The 24,520-nt window shown below is 41.3% G+C and carries 10 protein-coding genes and 2 pseudogenes; 2 read left to right on the top strand and 10 right to left on the bottom strand.

The features are described from left to right. Positions 1-312: 312 nt before the first annotated feature. Positions 313-774, top strand: a complete 462-nt coding sequence (locus tag NXV01_RS04105; protein WP_148367780.1) for a hypothetical protein — start codon at positions 313-315, stop codon at positions 772-774. 772 nt (positions 775-1,546) lie between these two features. On the opposite strand, the gene NXV01_RS04100 is transcribed toward NXV01_RS04105, so the two are convergent. From NXV01_RS04100 to NXV01_RS04055, 10 genes and pseudogenes are all read right to left on the bottom strand, one after another. After that, positions 1,547-4,153: a DUF4962 domain-containing protein gene (locus tag NXV01_RS04100; protein ID WP_195648731.1), complete on the bottom strand. Its 2,607-nt coding sequence runs from the start codon at positions 4,151-4,153 to the stop codon at positions 1,547-1,549. 118 nt (positions 4,154-4,271) lie between these two features. After that, on the bottom strand, positions 4,272-5,879 hold the full coding sequence (locus NXV01_RS04095) for a sulfatase (protein ID WP_148367777.1): 1,608 nt from the start codon (positions 5,877-5,879) through the stop codon (positions 4,272-4,274). Positions 5,880-5,891: 12 nt separating this feature from the next. Beyond that, positions 5,892-7,890, bottom strand: a pseudogene (hepC, locus tag NXV01_RS04090) (heparin-sulfate lyase HepC). 20 nt (positions 7,891-7,910) lie between these two features. Beyond that, the gene (locus NXV01_RS04085) at positions 7,911-9,200 is read right to left on the bottom strand and encodes a DUF4995 domain-containing protein (protein WP_148367775.1); all 1,290 of its coding nucleotides are present in this window, start codon (positions 9,198-9,200) and stop codon (positions 7,911-7,913) included. A gap of 172 nt (positions 9,201-9,372) precedes the next feature. After that, positions 9,373-11,139 (bottom strand): RagB/SusD family nutrient uptake outer membrane protein, encoded by a 1,767-nt coding sequence (locus NXV01_RS04080; protein WP_259021772.1) that lies wholly within the window; start codon positions 11,137-11,139, stop codon positions 9,373-9,375. Between the two features lie 23 nt (positions 11,140-11,162). After that, complete coding sequence (locus tag NXV01_RS04075; RefSeq protein ID WP_148367773.1) at positions 11,163-14,369, bottom strand: TonB-dependent receptor; 3,207 nt, start codon at positions 14,367-14,369, stop codon at positions 11,163-11,165. Between the two features lie 247 nt (positions 14,370-14,616). After that, the gene (locus NXV01_RS04070; RefSeq protein ID WP_148367772.1) at positions 14,617-15,060 is read right to left on the bottom strand and encodes a cupin domain-containing protein; all 444 of its coding nucleotides are present in this window, start codon (positions 15,058-15,060) and stop codon (positions 14,617-14,619) included. Between the two features lie 29 nt (positions 15,061-15,089). Then, positions 15,090-16,211 (bottom strand): aldose epimerase family protein, encoded by a 1,122-nt coding sequence (locus tag NXV01_RS04065; RefSeq protein ID WP_148367771.1) that lies wholly within the window; start codon positions 16,209-16,211, stop codon positions 15,090-15,092. Between the two features lie 12 nt (positions 16,212-16,223). Further along, positions 16,224-20,261, bottom strand: a complete 4,038-nt coding sequence (locus NXV01_RS04060; protein ID WP_148367770.1) for a two-component regulator propeller domain-containing protein — start codon at positions 20,259-20,261, stop codon at positions 16,224-16,226. 37 nt (positions 20,262-20,298) lie between these two features. Beyond that, positions 20,299-22,197, bottom strand: coding sequence for a hypothetical protein (locus NXV01_RS04055; RefSeq protein ID WP_195648734.1), 1,899 nt, complete (start codon positions 22,195-22,197; stop codon positions 20,299-20,301). Between the two features lie 239 nt (positions 22,198-22,436). On the opposite strand from NXV01_RS04055, the pseudogene NXV01_RS04050 reads away from it, so the two are divergent. Beyond that, positions 22,437-24,397: pseudogene (locus NXV01_RS04050) on the top strand (sulfatase-like hydrolase/transferase). The last annotated feature ends 123 nt before the right edge of the window (positions 24,398-24,520 follow it).

Raw genomic sequence — 24,520 nt, 5'->3', positions numbered from 1 at the left:
AGGTGATTCAGCAGATACTCCACGCGAACGGTGTATATCAACATATCCGTCAGAGATGTGTTATATATAAACGATTGGCGTGGGTGTCTGTTGTTATCATTATCTTCCGAAGGGTATTGCTAAGCCTCATAGACGGATAATGGTGCAACAGCATCTACGCCTTTCTTGTATCCGGTCGGTTTATTCATAATACCCCAATATAATCTGACCAATCCCCGCCACCGGACTGCAGGAAGCGTAGATGCCCGTTGTGCTAATATAATAAAAAGAGTATCCCTCTTTCATTGTATCACACATAAAAAAACGAACACTATGTCAGAATGGATTAGCATAGAAGAAGCGGCCAAGAAATACGGTATCGAAAAAGAGTATATCCAACTTTGGGTGGATATGCAGGTAATCATGTCATATTTCAAGGATTACAGAACCGTCGTAAACGATCAGAGTCTCCGTGGATTCCTGAAGATTAGGGAGAAAGGAATTAGCCCGGAATACGTGAAAGTCTTGGAGCAGCTTTGCATCAGTAAATCTGAAGTGTGTTCGGCATATGCTTTTCTCTTAGGGGCACGCGACAAGGAACTCGAAATGTACAGGGAAGCCAAATCACAGCGGGATGCATTACGGGGCATGTGGATAGAGCTAAACGAACGGACACGGGATTTAGAAATAGAACTTGAATTAGGACGGGGTAGTTGTTATAAATGCCCGTTAAAAAAGCTGTGTATAAGAATCAAAAGAATAAAACAGAATTGGTCCACAAAGATGCAGAAATGAGCAATCATCTTATTTTGTTTAGGCTAATACTTAGCGATTTGTACTCTTTTTATTGTCAATCTGTCAGGATGACATTCAAGTGCTTGAATATCAATTTTATACTGCCTGACAATAGGTGCTGATAATAGGCTGACAGTAAAACATCTGCACTTTTATTGTCAGCCTTGATTTCTTGTCAAGTGCCTTGTTTTAAGATTAATCAAGTGGGACTTTATAGGAAGAGTAGCCGGTATAGTTATGTTGGGATACCGGTATAGTTACATTAAAGTATCGGTATCTTTAATTCGTCACGGTCGTGACGAGATCTTCCCACGGCTGTGGTAGGATCTCGTCATGGCTGTGGGAAGAAGCTACCACGGCCGTGGGAAGTTAGTGATATCGGCACGTTAATGGACAAATGGTTATGGGATAATGGAAGTATAACAGCTGTATAACGTTTGTTTAATGGGGACTTGTCACAAAAGGTAAGTAGGTTGGATGGATTGAGGATAATACGGGAGGACAAATCATTAAATAATAGACTGGCAATAGGAACTGCTAAATTTATATATGTGAATACAATCGGAAATACTGCTTATCTTCAACCAAGAAAAGGGAAGAGAGGGTAAGCTGACTATGAGAAATACCCTGAAATGTTATGAGAATAAGCTGAAATTTAAGCTAAAATAGAGAATATCTTATGAGAAATACCGTATTGAAAAGTATTTCTCATAAGATATTTGTTTGATTATCTGATGTTTATGTGAATTAATGAGAATATGAGAAATGCTTTCTATATCTCTAAATCCGGTAAGGTATCAACTAGTTTCTTTTCCACACGCTTACCACCGACTTGATCTACAATAGTCGTAGCACCATTATTCAAATCATAATCAAAGTTCAGCGAAACACCTTTCTTTTTATTTTCTATACGGAGAAATGCTTTCTCTCCACCATCTAAATTACATTCAATAACCCATTCTTTTACAGTTATGCGATTTCCTTCACGATCCACCACAGCATCAGCACGGTTATTCCCATGTACATCAATCACATTCAAAAAACAGACCTGATTGCTGGGAGACGTGGTTGCTGTGAAATGGTAATGATTAGGGAGTGTCTTGCCAAGTCGTTTTTTCCAATCAACAGCAGCCACAAAGAAGGTATCTGTCTGTGCGTAAGTCATCTTTTGTGAAGAAAACAAATGGGCTACAGATACTCCGTCTACCTTATTCTTTCCCAAAATACGCAGTCCACCCCCTTCTTCAACCACTTCCATCGGAAGTTCTACCGTATGCAGTAAATAATTCCACTTTACAGGTTCCTTACCTGTCAGTTCATCATAAATGACAAATAGTCCCGAACGTCCTAATTGGACAATGTGCCTGCGGAAGAAATCCAGTTTATTCTCATCCCAACCCATTTCTGGAGTAAAACGAGTGCCGGACAAACGTCCGCGTTCCAGCCATAACGGAGAAATGACTTTGCCATAGGCATTGGAAGCATCACCTACAACGTAAGAGATTTCTTCACCTTCGTAATAGCGGGGAATCCAACCATAACCTTCTGTTCCTATCTTTTGTCCCATACCGTTTACCAATATGGAATTATGGGCACGAGTGTTCCGATAGGCATACATGCAGTGGTCATCTGTAAACCCGGTACGATGTCCGCTGCTATAGAAGATGGCTTTACCGCCAAAGAAGGTGTTGAAAGCATTCTGATTCGCTAAGGCATGAGAAGTAGAACCGTAAGGACTGCTTCGGAAAGAAAGCATCGCATTGTTAGTATGGTGTCCGATGTCGGTATGCATCAAAGCAGTACCCGTTTGACTGAAGATTTTGCATGCCGGTAAATCCGACAAGCGCATGCTATAAGCAGGTCTTTCCTTTTTAGTAATACAACGATACCACGTCAGGTCTGCCGGTTTGGTTTCGAAAGCTTTCGAGAAGATATCGGGGTCTTCTTGCATGATTTCGTGTACATAGGCTGCCGCCCACGGGTTGTTACATTCACGCGCTATGGCATCAGCATATCCTACGCGGCCTCCGTTCGGAGTATGCTGTCCCTCATGCGAATTGCCATGACCTCCGGATTTGGAGAAAGGAGGTTGCTGGTAGATGACATATAATGCATTATTGTTATACCACGGATCAGCAAAGAAATTGAAGCCTGAAATACGTGAGAAGAAGGCCGGAATTTCTATTAAGGTGCGTATATTTACATGGAAATAAGCGTCTCCGTTATGCCAGGCACCATCTTTGTTCAGACCGGGAAGGCGGGAAATCCATTCATTATAGCAATAATCTGTCCACACTGATGCTTCCGGTATCTCACCAACCGTAGCGAATGCCGCCATCGTCAGAATACGGAAAGTCATCTGCCATACATGGTTGTCGGCGATACGGTTCTCCAGATGATTGACATATTCATTATAGAACTTATCGCCAATATTGCGAATGTTGTCCAATAGCAGTTGTTTCTCTTCAGGAGACAGCAAGCCATAGAATCCATCATATGTAGATGTACTCATAGATAATAAAGTGGATAGATTAAAGTCGCCTGCAAAGTATTTGCTTTCTTGCCAGGAAAGAATTTCGCTCAATCGGTCGATACCTTCCCGATAATATTTTTTATCTTTCGTCAATAGGTAGGCACGTACCAATGCTTCTACGTTAGCTTCTTCCCTATCCACAATCTTACGGCTTTCCCGTATAAGGGCAGACTTACGCTGTACAAGGTTGGTCAATGTAACTACATTCGTTGTATCTATCTCCTCCCAAAGATGTTTCAACGGATGCGAGATGCATCGGACAGCCTTGTCTATATATGCCCGAGCTTCCGGATTATTTTTATTTTTTGCTATGATCTCCTCCCAATCATCGGCATCTAACAATACACGGGGATGATGGGAAGGGTAACCCGCCAATACTTTCTCTAAAGCAGGTGGATTAAACTCCGGTGTATCTTTATTTATATAGAACTGATAAACCGGCGACCACTCTTCATTACCTTCGGGAGTAACATAAGCATGTTGCCAATACCATTTTCCCGGAGCCAGACACTGGAAAGGATTGAAGAAAGCCCAGGCACGTTCTCCCGTCAGAACATCCTTTTGGAAATTTTTGTCTTGGGAAATACGAATCCGGTAAAGTACTTTCGGCTTTTCGTCCACTTGCCCCGGTACACCATCTAAAACGGAACCTAAATGCGGAAATTTGTCCGGCCACATAAAACGCGGCGGATTCACCGCAACATGTGCGTCATTCAACGGTGAAGGAGTTGCACGGACTTCGTGCATCATCGTTTTTTCAGCGACTTTTATAACGGCTGTTTGTCCGGAACTGTTACATGACATCAACAGACAAAAGGCAGGTAAACCTAATAATATCTTTTTCATTTTTGAATCTTATTTTTATTTATTGAAAGTAACCAACTCTTTCAAACTGACTGTCTTATTATTGATTAAAAGGGGCTCAAAACCCTATAAATGTACTATATTTCATGCTTGCAAGGCATCAGTTCTTTATGAACCGTCTGTCACCTTTGAACAGTTCATTCTCTTTTTCGTCAGGATCTTCATCCTTATATTGTTTTTGAACCTCTTTCAGTAACGACATTAGTTCTGTTTGCTTATCAGCATACTCTAATTTGCCGAATATATTATTTAATTCATTCGGGTCGTTCTTCAAATCATACATTTCCCACTCATCCACATCATTGTAGAAGTGAATCAGCTTAAAATCAGCCGTGCGAATACCGTAATGCCGCTTTACCGAGTGTTCTGCCGGATATTCGTAATAATGGTAATAAGCCGCCTTTCTCCAATCGGCAGGAGTCTTGCTTCCATTGGTCAGAATAGGTTTCAATGATTTACCTTGAATATCATCTGGTATATCCACTCCCGCAAAGTCCAGCAAGGTAGGAGCAAAATCCACATTCATTGCAATTGCATCCGAAATACTACCCGCTTTTATTGCTTTCGGATATCGGATTATCAACGGCATGCGTTGACATTCTTCATACATAAAGCGTTTATCAAACCATCCATGCTCACCCAGGAAAAAACCTTGGTCTGAAGTGTAGATAATGATTGTATTATCCAATTCGCCCTTTTTTTCCAGATAGCTGAGTATGCGTCCGATGTTTTCATCCACAGCCACTACCGTTGCTAGATAATCGCGCATATATTGTTGGTATTTCCAACTTATAAGTTCCTTGCCTTGCAGTTTGCCGCTGCGATATTCGGAAATGCGTTGTGCATAGACGGAATCCCACTTGTCTTGTACATCGGCAGGCATACGTTTATAAACCTGATACAAACGGTTGGTCGTATCTCTCAGCATTTCTTCGCGAGTCAGCAATTTCAAGTCCCAATCGTTCGTAAGTGTATGCTCAATCGACATATCCTGTTCTTTGGCTGCAGAACCTCTGCCTTCATAGGTATCAAAGAATGTGGCCGGTTGGGGAAAAGTCGTATTGTTGAACATACCCAAATGACGGGGAGCAGGCATCCAGTTGCGGTGTGGCGCTTTCTGATGATACATCATACAAAAAGGCTTGCTCTTATCTCTATTCTCCAGATACTCGATAGCTTTGTCTGTTATAATATCAGTAGTGTATCCTTGTTCTACAATTTGCTTTCCATTCTCGTTGAAAGCAGGATTATAATAATCCCCTTGTTCATGCTGTCCTGTCAGGATACACCAATAATCAAATCCCTGAGGCTCTGTAATCAAATGCCACTTACCAACGATTGAAGTCTGATAGCCTGCTGACTGCAATAATTTAGGGAAAGTCTGCTGACTGCCGTCAAAAGTGCTGGCATTGTCCGTGAATCCGTTGACATGACTGAATTTGCCCGTTAAGATACAAGCCCTTGACGGACCGGACAGGGCATTGACCGCATAACAATTGTCCATGCGGATACCTTCGTTGGCAATTCTATCCATGTTGGGAGTCTGGAGAAGACGACCTCCGTAGCACGACATAGCTTGTGTAGTATGGTCGTCCGTCATCATAAAAATGATATTGGGCCGTTTCACCTCTTCCTTGAGTTTACCTGAACTACAAGCAGATACTCCAATAGCTGTGAGGGGCAAAAATAAAAATGATAGTCGATTCATAACCACTGCCGCTTATAAATGATACTCTAATTGGCGTTTCTTACCATTGACAGATACTTCTATCTTCACACCGTTTTCATCGAATTCTTTATTCAGGTATTTCGCCTTGATATAGGGGAAAGAAGCTGTATCCTTCACCGGATAAATAACTGTGATGTAACGTACCGGGGCCGGACTTTCCTTGACTATATCGAATGATACGGAAGTGCGGGCTACGCGTTGACGATAAGCAATCGAACTCCAGCCTTCCTTTTCTCTGGTAGAGATTTTTTTTCTCGGCAAAGCATTGCAGCTTCACATTGTTCGGTCCGTCAAAAGCGGTGGTCAGTATATTATTCTTTTCATCCACATTGACATTTCCTTCGCAGAAATGATAGTTCAGGTTCACTGTTCCTTTGGCATCTCCAACTGCCTCATCAACAATGACAAAATACGTCTGGTCAACAAAAAATACGGAACGCCTGTGTTTCAGCCCGTCATAATGCGGATTTTCCGTTACCAGGATCTGTTCATTACCTTCTGGTTTCCAAAGTTTAGTGACAGACTGCGTGGTTTGTAGATTCTTTTCATCCAATGTCAGTGTATTATGAACGCAAGTCTGGCGGAACCAGTTGCGAAGCTTCATCACTTCATCATCTCCGGCATACACATACGAGCCGCTGTCGGGAAACAGATTCTTGCCATTAAACCAAAGTTCAAAAGTTCCGTTATCGGGCTGACAGTGCCATTCGCCCTTCGGACCTGCTTTCACCACCATTACTGTAGCATCTTGTTTCCACCCGTTTCTGAAAGTGAAAAAGCCAGAAGTCAAAGCGCCATGAGACAGATTAGGCAACGGAGTGCCTTCACGTCCTTCGGTTGCATAATAGCGTATCCATTCACAATCCGGGAAAATATTGAGCCACTCCTTATAATTTTTAATTTCTGCCGGACGATTACCCAGTTTGGCATCGCTGAAACAAGGATTGCTATAATCAGGGAAGCAAATATTTGAGTAGAATTCGATCATGCTCTTTACCGTATTCACATATTCAGCAGGAAATTCCTGACGGAAACCGTTAACATCCGCCATGCGCAAAGCTTTACAAAAGATATTGATTGCTGCCAAATGATAATGAGGGTCCAACTCGTACTGACCTCCATCCGGATAAACTTGCTTTTTGATTTCACGGTTCAGAATGCTGATGCCACTTTCCCTCCAAGAGGCAGCCTCTTTAAACTCTGGAAAGAAGGCTCCTGCATACACCATGCGCTGAGCTTCAAAAAGCAAGTGATTACCCTGAGCGGAATAATTATTCAGAATGTGCAGTGCATGGCGATGATAATTCACTAGAAATTCAGTCAAAAATTCTGGAGTGAACGACGGTGAATCGACAAACAACAAGAACTGCAAGGTCTGGTCTTGCAAACGGTTGCTGACTTCCAATGGACGCCAGGCAAAACGTACATTCTCCGCATTGTCTTTTACTTCACCGGCACTGACCAGTTCATATTCTTCCGGTTCCACCTGTGTCAAAGGATTCTTCTTAATCCAATCCATATACTGGTATGCCCATTCTTTGGCATATTTCTCATCACCTGAAAGGCGATAGGCTTTTCCCATAGGAGTAAACCATTTATGGCGATGCAGTTGCCAACGTAGTTCATTGTCTTGCACCGGCCAATATTGCCAGTTGATGTCTTTGCCATAATTATAAGAAGGTTGATATCCTTTATGTACAAAGAATGTATGTTCCAAAGCGTCATCCGCCCACTTTTGCTCTTCTTTTGAAATTTGAATGTTCTTCAAATCAATATCAGGATGGAAGATTCCCGTGCGATGCCGGTAATAATTCAACAGTGCTTTGGCAGCTTCGTCATAATTTTGTGCAGCATAGGCGGCTTTAACCTCCTGCATACCCTGATAGTCCAGATTTAAGAGGCTGAAAGCTTCTTCTTTGAGTTGCTGCGCTTGAATGTAAAAGGACACTGTTAATAAAACAATGCTCAAAATGTATTTCAAATTTTTCATAAAAGTAATATTCTATTCAATTAAAGCGATTCGTAGTCTAATCTTTTTACCTGCATGTATCGCAGCAATGCTTCCAGATAGTAGTAGTCGGCATAATTCAGTGGGGTGTCGATCTCCGAACCATTAGGTAGTGAGCCTACTGAATGCATCAGAAGGAATCCTTGGTTGGTACCGGCTTTTGCCAAATACGCATCTGAAGAAAGTGAATGAAGTAATTTTTCAGCATAATTCAGATATATTTGTCCATTTTCCGTCAAGGTACTAAGTTCTATTAGTGCCGAGGCTGTAATAGAAGCTGCTGATACATCACGGGGTGTTTCAGGAGTATCGGGGGCATCGTAATCCCATAAAGGAATGAGGTCTTCAGTCTTCACACGGTCCATTATCATTGCTGCAATGTTTTTAGCTTGTTGCAGGAAGAGCGTATTTTTCGATTCGCGATAGCAGGATGTGTATCCATATACACCCCAAGCTTGTCCGCGTGCCCAAGCTGAATCGTCATTCTTTCCTTGGTGAGTACATTTCTCTTCTACACTCCGATCGTCATTATAGCTCACCACATGATAAGAGGAATAGTCTTCCCGAAACTGATGTTGTTGTGTTACGCGAGCATGTTGTAGAGCAATCTCTTTGTATTGCGGATTACCAGTAAGTCGATATACATAAAACAAAAGGTCCAAATTCATCATGTTGTCTATGATAACGGGGAAATTCCACCGTCCGAAGTCCCACGAACGAATACATCCTATCTTGGAATCAAAACGTCCGCACAGATTATCAGCGGTTTGTATCAATGCCTGACGTACACTGTCTGCAGGAGCCAAACGATAGGCATTGCCGTAGCTGCAATTCATCATGAATCCGATATCATGCGTACCTTTATATTTCCTTACTGGATAGAGAAAATTTGTAAAATGTATGGCAGCGTCCTTCAGATTTTCTTTGCCTGTTATTTGGTAGATTAGCCACAGGTTGCCGGGAAAGAATCCGCTTGTCCAGTCATAGATAGAAGTGCAATAACGACGAGTACCCAATACTTCTGTCACGGGTTTTACCCGTAAGGAGTCCTTAAAGGTCATAGGATTCTGTTGCAGTTGACTGCATAGGAAATCTATATCATAACCAGTCCAGATGGAACGAGGCAATAAAACAGAATCACCTATATCAGCTACAGTTTCTTCCAATTGCCTGACAGATGTATCTATTGCACTCTTTAGCCAACCATAGTCTTCTTCGGGCTGAGGAGACGCACAACTAGAACATTCCAATAACGTAACAACTACATATCCCAACAATAAAATATTCTTCATAAAAATATGTCTTATAAATAACTGTTTCTATATGCAAAATTGCCTACAAATCAAAAACTCATTACACGATTCTATGGAAAGAAGTTTCACAGGTAATAAAAAGATTATTACGTCTGTTTTATGACAGAATAATATTCTTTTTATTACCTGTGAAATACTCTACGGAGGGTTTTTATTCAAATCCCGGATTGTTCTGTCCATTCAAAGCTGCATTCGACTGTATCTCAGCTAACGGAATGGGATACAATTCATGTTTGCCATCCACAAAGTTATGTCCAGCCACATAATTGCTTGATGCCCATGAAACAGGATCCCAACTTTGTAGTGTACTTGCATTAATGTATTCATTAGCATCTGGATACCAGGATTCTATGTAAGCTTGTGCAGCTCTCAAAGCATCACCCAGACATCCCCACCGAAGAAAGTCATACTTGCGTTGTCCCTCGTAACAAAGTTCAAAACCACGTTCCCAATACAAAGCTGTACGAAATTTCCCAGCATCGTCACTATCATCAATAAAATCCAAATTATACACCTTAGGAGCTTTCATCAGACTTGCATAGTTGGCACTCGTAATAGGAGTAGCCTCTGCACGCTGGCGTACATCGTTCAGTAGCTTCCAGGCTTCTGTTGTATTGTTAGTCTCATTATAAGCCTCTGCAGCCATTAATACAACATCTGCATAACGCAAAGGACAATAGTTCACACCAGTATGGTTGGGATCCACAAAACCCAAAGCCATCCATTCTCTGCGCCATTTACCCGGATAACGATATAAACTCTTGGCTATAGAACTGGCCGTATATGACTTATCCTGAGTTTCGGTAGTAGCATTCCATACATACGCATAATCCACGAAATTTACATCCCGACGTACATCCTTTTGACTACCATCCGCATTCGATTCATAGAATGATTTCCAGTAGGGTAATACCGTAAAGAAAGCATTGGCGCGTCCCATGTATGAACTCGTGCCAGAATAACTACCCGGAGCATCTACTATCGGGCCATTGTAAGTAGCCCACATTCCAGAATTGTCTGTTTGTCCTTGATTGGGTTCAAAAGCAATCTCCCACAAACTTTCCTGATTATTCAGAATCAATTGAGAATAGTTTTTGAAGAGTTGCTCGTAACCGCCACCATAGAAATTATGATAACCTTCTGCCTTGAATGTCTCCCATTCCCTAATCACAGCTTCAAAATAGCTCTTGCGGGTAGTATCATCCGGACGGGTCAACTTTCCGGTAGTGCTGCTTAGGCTATAGCCGGCCCGTTGCAAATACACCCTCATCAATAATGCACGAGCCGCCCCCTTACATGGAATTTCAGAAGAAGCAACTGCACTTCCTACATACAAATGTTCCTTTGCAAAGTTTAAATCGTCAATTATCTGATCGTATATCAATTCACGATCCATGCGAGGTTTGGAAGTCTGTTCATAGCCGCTTGTATAATCTACGCTAAATGGCACATCCCCAAAGAATCTTACCAAATCGAAGGCCAAGAATGCCCGAAGAAATTTGGCCTGTCCAACTAATTCCTGTAAAGCTGTATTCCCTTCATATCCTTCCATCTGCTCAATACTAGCAATTGCTAGATTGGCACGGTCAAGACCTTGATAGGCAAACTCCCAAACGGAAGCAATCCATGTATTCGAAGAAGTATACATATAGTGAGACAAATCACGGCGAGTTCCATCTCCACCAACCCCTCTTACCATAAACATATCATCCGAACCGAAGAAAGGCATAATGTATTGGCCGTAATATTCACCGGTCTCCAAACAGTCATAGATTCCTACAACTGCCATTCGGGCCTTGTCTTCTGTCACGAAATAAGTATCTTTCTCATAATATGAAGTAGGCTTTTCCGTTAAATCACAGGAACCAAATCCTATCACCATCAGTGCGCCAAGCGCATATATCATTTTATTTTTCATTGTATTCCCTTTTTTTATCCTAATTAAAATGCTACATTAACACCAAATACGAAAGACCGACTTCTGGGATAAGCACCGAAATCAACGCCCGGAGTCAGAGCATCGCTCATTGTAGAAACCTCTGGATCAAAACCTGTATAAGGTGTCCATGTCAGCAAGTTGTTTCCAGTGGCGTATATACGTAATTTGCTTAAACCAAGCTTATTAATCATTCTTTTAGGGAATGAATATCCGATGGTTATATTACTAAGTTTCAGATAGGAAGCATCTTCCACAGCCCACGAATGAATGTATGTATTGTTCGAACCGTTGTCACCAAATACAGCAACGCTTTTTCCCCTATTTACAGCCGCCAGTTCTTCCGGATTCTTAATCAATTCTCCATTGCTGTTTACGGTTACCCAACGGTTAGCTTCATTGGCTATTGCCAACACGTTCTTATTGGTCAAAGCTGTTTTTGTATTAGTCAGTTTCGTGGCATTAAGTACTTCTGCTCCGTAGCTATAGGTCAAAAAAATGCTCAAATCAAAATCTTTCCAAGTAAAGGTATTGTTAATACCACCATAGAAATCAGGGAATGCATTACCGATAACAGTCTTGTCATTTTCCGTAATCAAATTATCCTCACTACCATCCACATTCTTAAATTTCCAATAACCCGGTTGAATTTGTTTTTTGTCTCCATGATAAGGAACCCCATCCTTCAAGGTATAAGTATTAGTCGTTGCATCATAATCGAAATCGCTTACCTGATACAGACCATCTGTAACATAGCCATAGAACTGTCCTAAGGGTTGTCCAACTGCAATTTGATGGGACGCACCGGCACCAGAATAACCAAAGCTTGCCAAATACAACTGTACGTCTTCACCTGTCAGCTTGTTGACTTTGTTCTTATTATGAGATAATGTAACAGTCGTATTCCATGAGAAATTCTTGTTGGTGAAGTTCACTGTATTAATAGTCAAGTCGATACCGATATTTTGAGTTTCGCCTGCATTAATAATCATATTCTGATAACCAGATGAGTAAGGCAATTTGGCCGCCAACAACAAATTACTACTTCGGTTGATGTAGAATTCCGGAGAGAAAGTGACACGTTGATTCAAGAAACCAAAATCCATACCTAAATTGAACGTCTTGTTAGCCTCCCATTTCAAATCGGGGTTAGGAACTTGATTGGAAGCATAACCAGCCTGTGCGCCGTTGCCATTAGCAGCTGTAACAGAACTCATGATTGCCAGACTCTGATAACTGTCGATTCGGTTATTACCTGCCAAGCCATAACCGACACGGAGTTTCAAATCAGAGAAGACATTCAAATTCTTGATGAATTTTTCTTCACTCAAACGCCATGCAGCAGAAAATGCCGGGAAATATCCCCATTTATTGTTCTTTCCGAATTTTGAAGAACCATCGGCACGTACTGAAGCTGTAAACAGGTACTTGTCCAACAAGCTGTAGTTTACGCGAGCAAAGAAAGAAAGCAGCTTATCATCATAATTCTCAGAAGAAGTAGGAGTACTTGGTGTTCCTAATGAAAGGTCGCCCAGTCCGATTTCGTCATTCGGAAATTGAGTAGCACCTGCTGAGAACGAACGTGCCCATTTGCTTATAAACTCGTGGCCAACCATTGCAGTGATATCATGTATCTTGTTATTCCAAGCATAAGTCAAAACATTGGAAGTCTGAAAACTATTATTTTCGAGATTCGTAATAGTACCTTTGATACTGGAACGCTTAGCTGTTTGCGATTCTGCACCATAGAACACATCATTACGACGAGTTTGATAGAGCATACCTACTGTACTGCGAAACGACAATCCTTTTAGCAATTTAATCGTAGCACCTCCATTGGCTTGGAAAGTACGCCACTCTCTATCATTAATTTCTTCGGCAGCAGAAATTAGAGGATTCTGCATTACATTACCACTGTCATCAGCTAAAATGGGGTCTTCACCTGCCAGAAGTTCTGCATCAGTTCCTTGAATACCGATTGTGGGGCGGTATTGTAGGATATGTTGCATCTTATTGAAACGGTCGCTATCTCCTGAAGTTCCCATGCCTTCTACACGTCTCTGGTCATAACTGATGCGAGAATTTACCGTGAGCCATTTGTTAACTTCATGATTCATGTTAAAAGAGATATTGTGTTTCTTAGTACCACTATACACCATAGCTCCTTCTTCATTATAGAACGAATAAGCCAAACTATAATTCATCTTTTCAGTCTTTCCGGAGACTGCAACACGATAGTTCTGTGTTAAAGCTGTACGTCCCAGTGCTTCATCTTGCCAGTTAATTCCGGGACGATTGGCATAGTTGGCTTCGATATCACTATATTTACCATATCTTTTCTCCCATGATGTCATACCGTCAGCACCAGCATCACCTGTACTCATTCTCCACAAGGTGCGTTCGTAATCCAGTCGTACAAACTCGTAAGGAGAAAGTACATCGAGCTTTTTGGCCAAAGTCTTGAAGCCTACATAACTATCAAAAGTGACTGTTGCTTTGCCGTGGGATTTACTACCATTCTTGGTGGAAATCACTACAACACCATTGGCACCACGTGCACCGTAAATAGCTGTGGCGGAAGCATCCTTCAGTACGTCAATCGTTTCTATTTCAGCAGGATCTAGGCTAGCCATACCATCTTCGCTGGGAAATCCATCGATAACATAAAGTGGTTCATTACTCTGGGTAATTGAAATTCCTCCACGTACGCGTATGGAAACAGTAGAACCTGGAGCCCCCTCACTTTGTTGTACCATCACACCAGCCATACGTCCGCTCAAAGCTTGTGTTACATCACTAACTGGAATTTTAGAAAGTTCTTGTCCGCCTACTGAAGCTACCGAACCGGTTAAATCCTTACGTTTTACAGTAGCATAACCAATAGCAACAACTTCGTCCAGCATCACAGCATCAGCCTTTAAAGTTACGTTAATTACACTTTGATTATTGACCTTCACTTCCTGTGAAGTCATCCCCACATAAGAAAAAATCAGCACATCTTTAGATGCATCTTTTACTTTTAAAGTATAGTTACCATTTATATCGGTAACTGTTCCAACCCCGACAGCACCTTTAATAGTAACACTACTTCCAATCAGTTCATATCCTTCGCTATCAACCACCTTACCGGTTATTGTCAGACTTTGTGCGTATGCAGCCATACTAACAAAAGCGAGGACAAACATTAAAAATAATTCTTTTAATTTGTACATACATAAATAAATCTAAGGTTTAACTTTAGAATTTTTCGATAACAAACATACGACAAGTGCTAAAAAAAGGGTAAAAGTATTGTTTTTAATCTCCCCATTTTTCCACTTTTTTCATATCAATATTGTTCACCATGTAATAGTTTTGTGCAAAAACAGCCTTATAGATACCTAAAACACAGGGTGTTGTTTTAATCAAATAGTAAATTTATGTATCTGATTACACGCCCTTTAGGTTGTTTTTCAGTACTTATTTCAGAAAATCCGCCCGCATCGGAGCAAAACAATCAATCAAAACTCCAGGTTCCAGACAAATGCAGCCATGTAAGATGTCTGGTTCAATATAAATACCGTCTCCTGCTTCCACAATTTTCTTTTCATCACCTACCGTAAATTCGAATTTACCAGTTGCTACATAAGTCGTTTGCGTATGATAGTGGGTATGGGGAGTTCCTATGGCCCCTTTCTCAAACTTAACTTTAACCAGCATCAGTTGCCCGTCGTAACCCATGATTTGCCTGGTCACGCCTTCACCAGCGGGTTCCCATGCTTTGTCCTTTTCATAAATAAAAGTGCCACTTCTTGTTTTCTTTACAGAATTGTCGGGAATTTTGTTATTGGCACATAAACTCGTTATCACCAAAAGAGGCACTCCAATTATAAACATGCATTTCTTCCATACTTTCATTTTCATAATTAATAAGTTTTAGTTGATTAAATATATTATTCTGATATAGTTTCAAATTTATAAATAGTCATTTGGCGGTATATTTCTCCCGGAAACAAGCTTGTAGTTGGAAATTGAGGATTGTTAGGAGCATCTGGAAAATGCTGCATCTCAAGGCAAAAGCCATAATACCGGCCATACTTCTTGTCGTCATGTCCGGCAAGATAATCCATGTTCGAATTCGGAATATAAAACTGCATACCTGGTTCAGTGGTGTATGCTTTCAGAACTCTGCCGGATATGGGTTCTACCACAATAGCCGCCAATTCCAAAGAATCTGAATACCTATTCAGTTTATAGTTGACATCATATCCTTTCCCCATTTTCCGTATTCGTTTTTCTGCCCGTTGTGGAGTAGTGTAATCATATACAGTTCCTGCTACGGCCAGTATCTCTCCGGTAGGAATGCCTGTAGAATCGACCGGAGTTATGGAATCTGCATTAATCCTATAAATATGGTCCAACACCGGTTCTTTACAGCCTGTCAGGTTGAAATAGCTATGGTTCGTAAGATTGATTACCGTAGGCTGATCTGTAGTAGCTGTATATTCCAAGATAATCTCATTCTGATTAGTAAGTTTATAAGCTACTGAAAGATTCAGATTTCCGGGAAATCCCCCTTCCAGGTGCGCACTTCTATATTTAAAAATTACGATGGCCGTATCTTTTACTGTATAGAATGTGTCCGTTTCAAAAATCCGGTTATTGAATCCTTTTGCCCCTCCATGGATGGAATGGCCTTTATTGTTTTTTTCCAGATGATATGTCTGCCCGTTCAATTTGAATTCGGCATTTTTGATTCTGTTGGCAAACCTTCCCACCGTAGCACCTAATTTAGGATGTTTTCCTAAATAATATTTCAAACTATCAAACCCCAGAACTACATGTTCAAAGTTTCCTTGCCTGTCGGGAACGGAAATATCAGTCAGAGAAGCGGCGTAATTCGTCACCTTAACAGACATTCCGTTTCCATTTACCAAGGTGAAAAGCTCTATAAGTTTGTCTCCACTCCGAATACTATCACTCTTAGATACTGACAACTGATATGAAGCCGATTGACTGCACGAAACCGATAGAACTAAAACTGCTGTCAAAACTAAAATAAGGTGTACTTTCATAAGTAATAAATATCATTTCTTTACATACTCTGTCGGCAAGCATCCGATATATTTTTTGAAGCGTGCTGCAAAATAAGAAGGTGTATTATACCCTACCATAAAGCTGATTTCGGAAACAGTATATTTTCCTTCTTTCAATAATTGGCATGCATGGTTGAACCGTATCTTGTGAATAAAATCAATGGCAGATTTTCCTGTTATCGCTTTTAATTTGAGATGAAGATTTGAACGGCTCATATTCATTTCACGTGCAAACTGTTCCGTAGAGAATTCTACATTATCCATGTTCTTCTCAATGACAGCAATGGCCTTTCGCAACAGTTCCTCGTCCATTGTATTATTCGCAAGTTTTTCCGGTTCAATTTCCATCATCTTGGAATACCGCTCGAAAATGCGGTAACGTGTGCGTAGCATATTCAGTATCTTAACCTTCAACACTTCCATAGAGAATGGTTTGGCGATATAATCGTCAGCTCCTACCTGCAAGCCTTCCAACTGGTACTTGACATCCACTTTGGCTGATAACATATAAACCGGAATATGGCAGGTACGTAAATTCTGTTTCACTAACTTGCATAATTTCACACCGTCCATTACAGGCATCATGACATCTGTAATAATCAAATCGACTTCCTGGTCTTTCAATATATACAATGCCTTTTGCCCGTTCTCCGCTTCCAAGAGATTGAAGAAAGCAGACAGACTGTTTACTATGTATTGTCTCAGCTCCCTATTATCTTCTACCACTAGGATGGTGCCGCGTTTACCGCCTTCATCATCTGTATTTTCTTCCTTTTCCAACTTCTCATCATCACTAATATAGATGTCATTTGCATTGGTGGAATATACACGTTGATCTCCTGCGTCCCCACTTCTGCCAGACAGTTCCTCCCGGGTATATACAGATTTATCCTGCGGCAGATAAATTGTAAAAATGGACCCTTTGCCTACTTCACTCTGAAGAACAATCCGCCCATGATGCAGTTCAACTAAGCGCTGAATTAAAGAAAGTCCGATACCGCTTCCTTCACAACCATTCTCCACCTGATAGAAACGTTCAAAAATCTTCTCCTGTTTCTCGAGCGGAATGCCAATACCAGTATCGGCTACTTGTAATACAAGGTTGTTATCTTCCTTATAGAGTTTCACGGTTATGCTTCCGCCGACTTTGGTGTATTTAAAGGCATTCGAAAGCAAGTTATTTGCAATCAGATCCAAATAGTTTTCGTCGAAAAGCACATTTTCAACTTGTAGTTCTGTATAGAAATTATAGTCTATATCTTTTCTTTTAGACAGACTTTCATAATTCATAAAGCAGTTTAGTACCCGTTTAGAAGCATTGGAATACACAGCTCTGAGTTCAAAGATTCCTAATTCTGCACGTCTGAAATCCATCAATTGATTAACCAAGTGCAGTAGACGGTTGGCGTTCCGCTGGACATAGGACAATAGCTCATGTTCCCAATGCCCGTTGATATGGTTGAGTAATTCCTGTAATGGCGCAACAATCAAGGTCAACGGGGTTCGTAATTCATGTGAGATATTTACATAAAAACGGATTTTCATTTGGTTGATTTCTTCCCGTTTTTCCTTATCGAGTCTTTCCATGCGTATTTCAGCTTGCATATTTTTGCGCAGCCAAAAGAACCGTACACTACCGAATACCAGCAAGGCAAACGACAGAATAAATAAAGTAAGTGCCCACCAAGTACAATACCAAACCGGCAGTATGCGGATGTGAAGCATAGTGGGATCCTCATTCCATTTTCCATCATTGTTCGCCGCTTTTATGCAGAAAGTATAGTCTCCTGCCGGTAAATTGGAGTAAGAAACGAGACTGATATCATTTTGCTTATACCATACATCATTATACCCTTCTAATTTATAAGCAAAAGTATTATGCTTACCTGCTATATAATTGGAGACGACAAACGAAATGGAAAATGAATTCTGGGATGACGACAAAGTTATATGGTCAACGTACGCAATGTTCTTTTTCAAAATACCGGTTTCATCATCCGGCAGTACCTCCTTATTATAGACAAATAATTTATTGATTACGGGTTTAGGGGTATAAGGATTATCGATCAATGTTTCAGGACGGAATAAAGTAATGCCGTTGACTCCTCCAAACAGCATATAACCATCGTCTTTTCTGCAGTAAGCTCCTGCATTAAACTGATTACCTTGTAATCCGTCCATAATCGTAAAATTACGGAATTTTCCACTTTCCAGATTCAAGCAACTCAATCCCTGATTCGTACTTATCCATAAACGACCGTAGGCATCTTCCAGGATACCGTAAATAACATTGCTCGGCAAACCGTTTGCTGTTGTATATTGCAAAAATTGCTTGTCACCCTCTTTCAAAGCAAATAAACCGTTGCGAGTTCCAATCCATATATATTGGGAAGAAGATTCGTAGAAACAATTCACAAATGCCTGCTTCAGTATAGAAACTATTTGAAAATCTGTATTAATGAGTAAGGAGGTACCTATCTGATTAAAAACCGAGACTCCCATTTTTCCTCCGGCCCATATACGTTTCTTGGAATCCCGAAACAACAAACGGTTATCTTGCTGCAATTTATGCCCGTTCCTATCTTTATCAACAATCGTGAAGCTGTGTTTAACCATATCAAAGTGGAATAAACACTCCAATGATGCCACCCAAAGTCCCTCGTGCCCATCAGAGATTATAGAATAAATATTATTACTCGGCAAATTGCTGTTCTGGCTATTATAATATTCCACATGACCGGATTTCCGGTGCAAGGCCATCATTCCTCCGGCATGTGCTCCTACATAGACCTTATCTTGCGCCTCATCCACATATACTGTTTTAATATCTTTAAAAGGTGCACTCACATTACCCAAATTAAATAAATAATTCTTATATTGTTGCGAAATATTATCATAGAAATTCAACCCGCCATTACTCGTACCGATCCACAAGTTATGCATATTATCCTCAACAATACAACTGACTACATTATCACTAAGTGAATTTAAGAACGGAACATGCTTGATACGCTGAAAGCGGTTACACAAAGGATGATAGTAATTCAATCCTCCCCAGTATGTACCCAACCACATACCGCCTTGCGAATCTCTGAAAATGCTTCGGACTGAATTCTGTGACAAACTTCCTTCCTGAATCTCCGAACTTTTTATAGACGAAAAGTTATCTGTACCTTCCTTGTAGATATTCAATCCTCCATAAGTTCCCACCCATAAACGATTCTCCGTGTCCAATGCCAAAGAACGCACATAGTTTGAGTTTAATCCGGATTTACCATCTGCATGACGGTAATTTTTCCATTCTTTTGATTTCACGTCATATAAATAAAGCCCATCTCCCTCTGTTGCCAACCATATTTTATTAAACATCTGGCACAATATAGCATGTATTTTCACACCGGCAGGTATATTCACCAGCTTCTCCAGAACACCGCTTGATAGAGTATAAATATACGCGCCATCTTCGGCACCTATATAAATGCAATCGTCCTGGCGTACCAAGGCAGTAGGTTGCAATCTATGCAAGGAAGAAGACAATGTATCATTCAGGAAACATTCCTTCTTTACATCAAAAAGCAAGATACCTTCGGCAGTTCCCAATATCAACCAGTCTTTTTTAATTGATACAATATTGGTTACAGCTACATTCAAGCCATTCTTTTTATAATAATAATTGGAGAAAGCATTCTTTTGATGGTTGTAGAGAGATAATCCCTCACGAGTACCAACCCATATCCGGTCTGAATCATCTACTGCAATGCAGTGGGAGATGTCACTGGCAATGCTACTGGAATTTGTATATTGATGACGATATACAGTAAAATTATAACCATCATATTTATTTACACCATCATACGTAGCAAACCATAAATTTCCTTCTTTATCCTGATTAATAGCAAAAACTGTACTGTGTGACAAGCCCTCTTTCAGACCAATATGGGAGAAATAAATATCTTCGGTTACACCGGCATTCAGCACACAGGGAAACAATCCTCCTAAAAGTACTAACAAAAATTGCAGTGTTTTCATAGTTCTAATCCATTATGAAGCAAATAGATGAAATATATTAGCAAAAATAGATATTTATCTGTATTTTCTTATCAGTGCCTTTCGGTATTATTTGCAAAGGTATAAAAGAAAATCCGGGAACCGGATTGAAGATTCGTCCATCTCCATCGGTCGGTGCCACTTGTATATTTCCAGATTCGCAGGTGATATGCAATACACCTTTGTTCTTCTTTATACAAACTTCACGGGCAGTTATTTCCACCTTTTCTTCAGGCGATGCGATAACCGGCAGCATAAGATAAGCCGATTCATTGCAATGCTCCACACTTATGCTGACTCCTTGTTCCGAGAACGCATAACCCATCACTACAGATACTGCTCCTTGTTTCGGAGACTGTTGATTAATATCAACCAAATGAGTCTGTACATCAAACCGGCAGATTTTGTTTCCGGTAAAACAAGTGATGTCCGTGGCCAAATCATCCAGATTACTATATGCAACCCCATCTTGAATTAATTCAACTCGGGGAGTACCTCCCATCAGATATTTACGGGTATTGCTCTGCATATTAGGAGCTTCAATCAGTTTATATTGATTCATAGTTGCAGCAAAAACAGGCCCTGCTTGCGCATGCCACAGCAAAGAGAGGGCACCTCCCATAGGATGAGTCCCTTTTACCTTATATTCAGCATCATATCCGGTAAATGTGGCACGCCAAGCTCCTTGGGACAGAAGCCAAGTACGAATATCTTTAAAATACTTCATGCCATAAACAGCATCCCGGGGAAGGCTACCCGAGGAATTTATCTTCACAGGAGGCAGTTCCAAGAAAGATGCTAATGCTTTGGCGTGTCCAAATGTATGATGAATACAGGGAGGAATACCGGATGCGAGATAATGCATTCCTCCATAAAGAAGACCGCCATGAGTCGCCTCATCCAGCAAACGGATATTGCGGTGAATGGCCTCCAAATATTCCGGATGACGGGCAGCCATCAGATAATAGCCTCCCATAAATCCGTCACTGGTACGTCCACCCCAGTATGTCCACTTAAAACTGCGTGTGCCCCAACTGTTATCCCAAGCACCGTCGGGCAACATAAATTCCAGATGGGTATTCATGGAACGTTCTACGAGTGACAATAATTCCGTATCATTCGCCATCACTGCATAATATGCCATATTGGGCAGGGATTCTTCTATATTATAAAGTAAATCGACCGGACGACAGCCGTTGCTAGTTTCAGAACTGATATTCGGTCCTTCACCATATAGGAAGCAATTATTCCCCGTGAAATAGCTTTTCAGTCCGGCAGCTATCTCTCGGGCTTCCATCTTGAAATCAGGGCGGTTACACAGTTCACCGATAGCGTACAAGGCATAGGTTGCAGAAGCTGAATAATTGACGTTCATATTCCGCATACCTTTCCGCTTGCGGCTATAAATAAAAGGATTGTCCATTATAAACTCACCGGCATTCAATAATTGTTGCTTCCAATGGTTACGGGTCGAGTCATCCAGTAAGTGCCCATGATAATGTAAGGCCTCGTAGAGGGCAATAGACGCAAATACCGTAGTACCGTTCCAGTCCGAAATATGTACATCATTCATCCATGAACCATCTGGACGGTGCACATTCTCCATCCACGCCATTAGGCGCTTGGCTCCGAGCAGATATTTGTGGTTGCCAGTCTTTTCCGCCAGATACATTAAAGGAAGTACGGCATCTCCTATTCGCCCGTGCATGCGGGCACATGCAGGGCACAAGACGCCTCCGTCAAGTGCGGAATCAGGATGGATGCACTGATAGGTCAAAAAGGTGTCCATCCATTTCGTCAACAGCTTATCTGCTTCACAGCGTAGTGAATTATCAAAAGAATTTCCATTCACATTTCGTGCTTGTCCTGACAAAAATGATACATAAAATAGTATCATTATAAAAAACATGTTTCTCATATCTTTTGCGTTAGATTTCAATATTTAAAATTAAAATTTTATCCTCGGTCTCTTATCTTTTTTTATCCAATATCATATGAATAGATGTTTAAGCGTCTTGCAATATTGTTGAATCGATATTAATTTTGTTGAAAAATTATTTGCCGAGACAATATTAACACACTTTTGAACATAAGAAAATCTCCGTTAGACACAAACGGGCTATTTTAGCAGAAAGAAACAAATATACTTAACATTTTATGAGACACTTACCTTTATTAATGTGTACCGCCTTCTACGGATTGTATTCCGCACCTACAGAGGCAGCAGACAAAAAAACGAGAGGCCAAATATTCTTTGGCTCACCTTTGAAGATACCAGTGCATACGAATTCGGTTGCTATGGCAACAAAGGGGTACATACCCCCAATGCGGATAGTCTTGCTTCCCGCGGCATACAGTTCATGAACGCATGGTCTGTAGCTCCCCAAAGTTCGGCGGCCCGTTCTTCACTTATCACCGGATGCTACTCGAGTACCTACGGAATGGATATCCATCCCGTACCCTATGATACACCCGCCGACATCTTCTTTCCCCAGAAATTGCGTGAAGCCGGATATTATTGTACGAACAACAGCAAGACACATTATAATTCCACCACCGACAATAAAATATGTTGGGACGAGTGCAACAACAAGGCTTCCTACAACAGTTCAAAACGGGGAAAAGATCAACCTTTCTTCGCCGTGTTCAATACGGTAACTTCACATATGGGACGCATTCGTACTTTCCACACCGACGGACGAAGAGACTACACGCAGGAAGGTATCTACCCGACATTACTTTCATTGCCCTCCTATGTTCCCGATTTGCCGGAAGTACGTTCCGATTATGCCGGTCATCTGGAAGCAGTACAAGACGTAGATATTTGGCTGGGCCTCTTCCTGAAAGATTTGCAAGAAAGAGGATTGGATGAAAATACGATTATCTTCTTCTTCAGTGATCATGGCGGTTGCGTACCCCGTGGTAAAGGATATTTGTACGAAAGCGGTCTAAGAGTACCTTTGATAGCCTACTTTCCACCCAAATGGCAACATCTGGCGAATCAGGCTCCAGGCAAAGAGTACAGTTTGGTCAACTTCACGGATTTGGGACCTACTGTACTTAGTCTTGCAGGGATAAAACCACCCAAACAGATGCAGGGCAAAGCACTTTACGGCAAGTTTGCAAATAAAGAAAAACGTGAAATGCAATTTGCGTTGGCAGCCAACCAGCTACATCATTTCATGCCGGTACGTGCCGTTACTGACGGACGATTCAAGTACATCCGCAGCTATATCCCCTACCGCCAGTTTGCCTTACGCAATTATTACCAATGGGGGATGCCATCCAATAAAGCCTGGGACAAGCTGGTGTTGGGAGGACACAATACCAACCCCGATTGGGGGCAGGCTTTTGAAGCCCATCCGGCAGAAATGTTGTTTGATCTTGAAAAAGACGCGGGTGAATTACATGATTTGTCCGATGTGCCCGAATATGCAGCAATTCTCACTAAAATGCGCCAAGCACTGTCTGACCATATCCGCACTACCTGTGACTTGGGATTTTTCCTTCCTACCTCACGTATCGGACATATACTTTATGATAAAGTACGGAAAGAGAAATATCCGTTGGATGACTTGTATGTCCTTGTCGAGACAGCTGGAACGGCAACTGCCGCTTCCCTTCCTTTATTGGAGAAAGCAATAGCAAGCTCTCTGCCGGAAATGCGGTTCTGGGGAGTAGTGGGATATGCCAAACTTGCTAGAGAAAAACAAATTGGGACTTGTCCGGAAACCTTATTGGCGCTCCTCCAAGATGACAATCCTTACATCGCTTCTGAGGCTGCCTATGCCGTTGCCTATCTGGGCAAAGCCGAAGAAGGTGTTTCACGCCTGATTACTCCCGTTTTGGAAAAAGACAGAAAAATAGCTTATTCATCACTGGAATGCCTGTCATTAGATCCTAACATGCGCGATTGTATCCGTCCTTTCCTGCCGGATCTAAAAGAAGCTGCGGAAACCTTGCCACGCCTTGAAAACGAAGATGCCGGTCTCATGGCACGGGGGATCCTCGTAAACTTGGGTGAAATGGATATCAACAACCTTCATGGTCCCGAAGCTTATCAAAGAGGTCTGAAGTTAAATTACGGTCGCAGACCAATAGTGCCGCTACCTAACTAAAAGAATAAATTTATATGTAATGTAATCGAGATAGTAATTTTATTGATTTTCGTATGTACTTTGCCATGTCTGAAGTTACATCTTCGGACATGGCAAAGTACATATGCCACACGCATTGATATG

This window comes from Bacteroides sp. BFG-606, from assembly GCF_024788145.1.
In the GTDB taxonomy this organism is placed as follows: Bacteria; Bacteroidota; Bacteroidia; order Bacteroidales; family Bacteroidaceae; genus Bacteroides; species Bacteroides vicugnae.
Note: the sequence above shows the minus strand (reverse complement) of the source record. Positions and strands in the feature narration are given on the sequence as shown.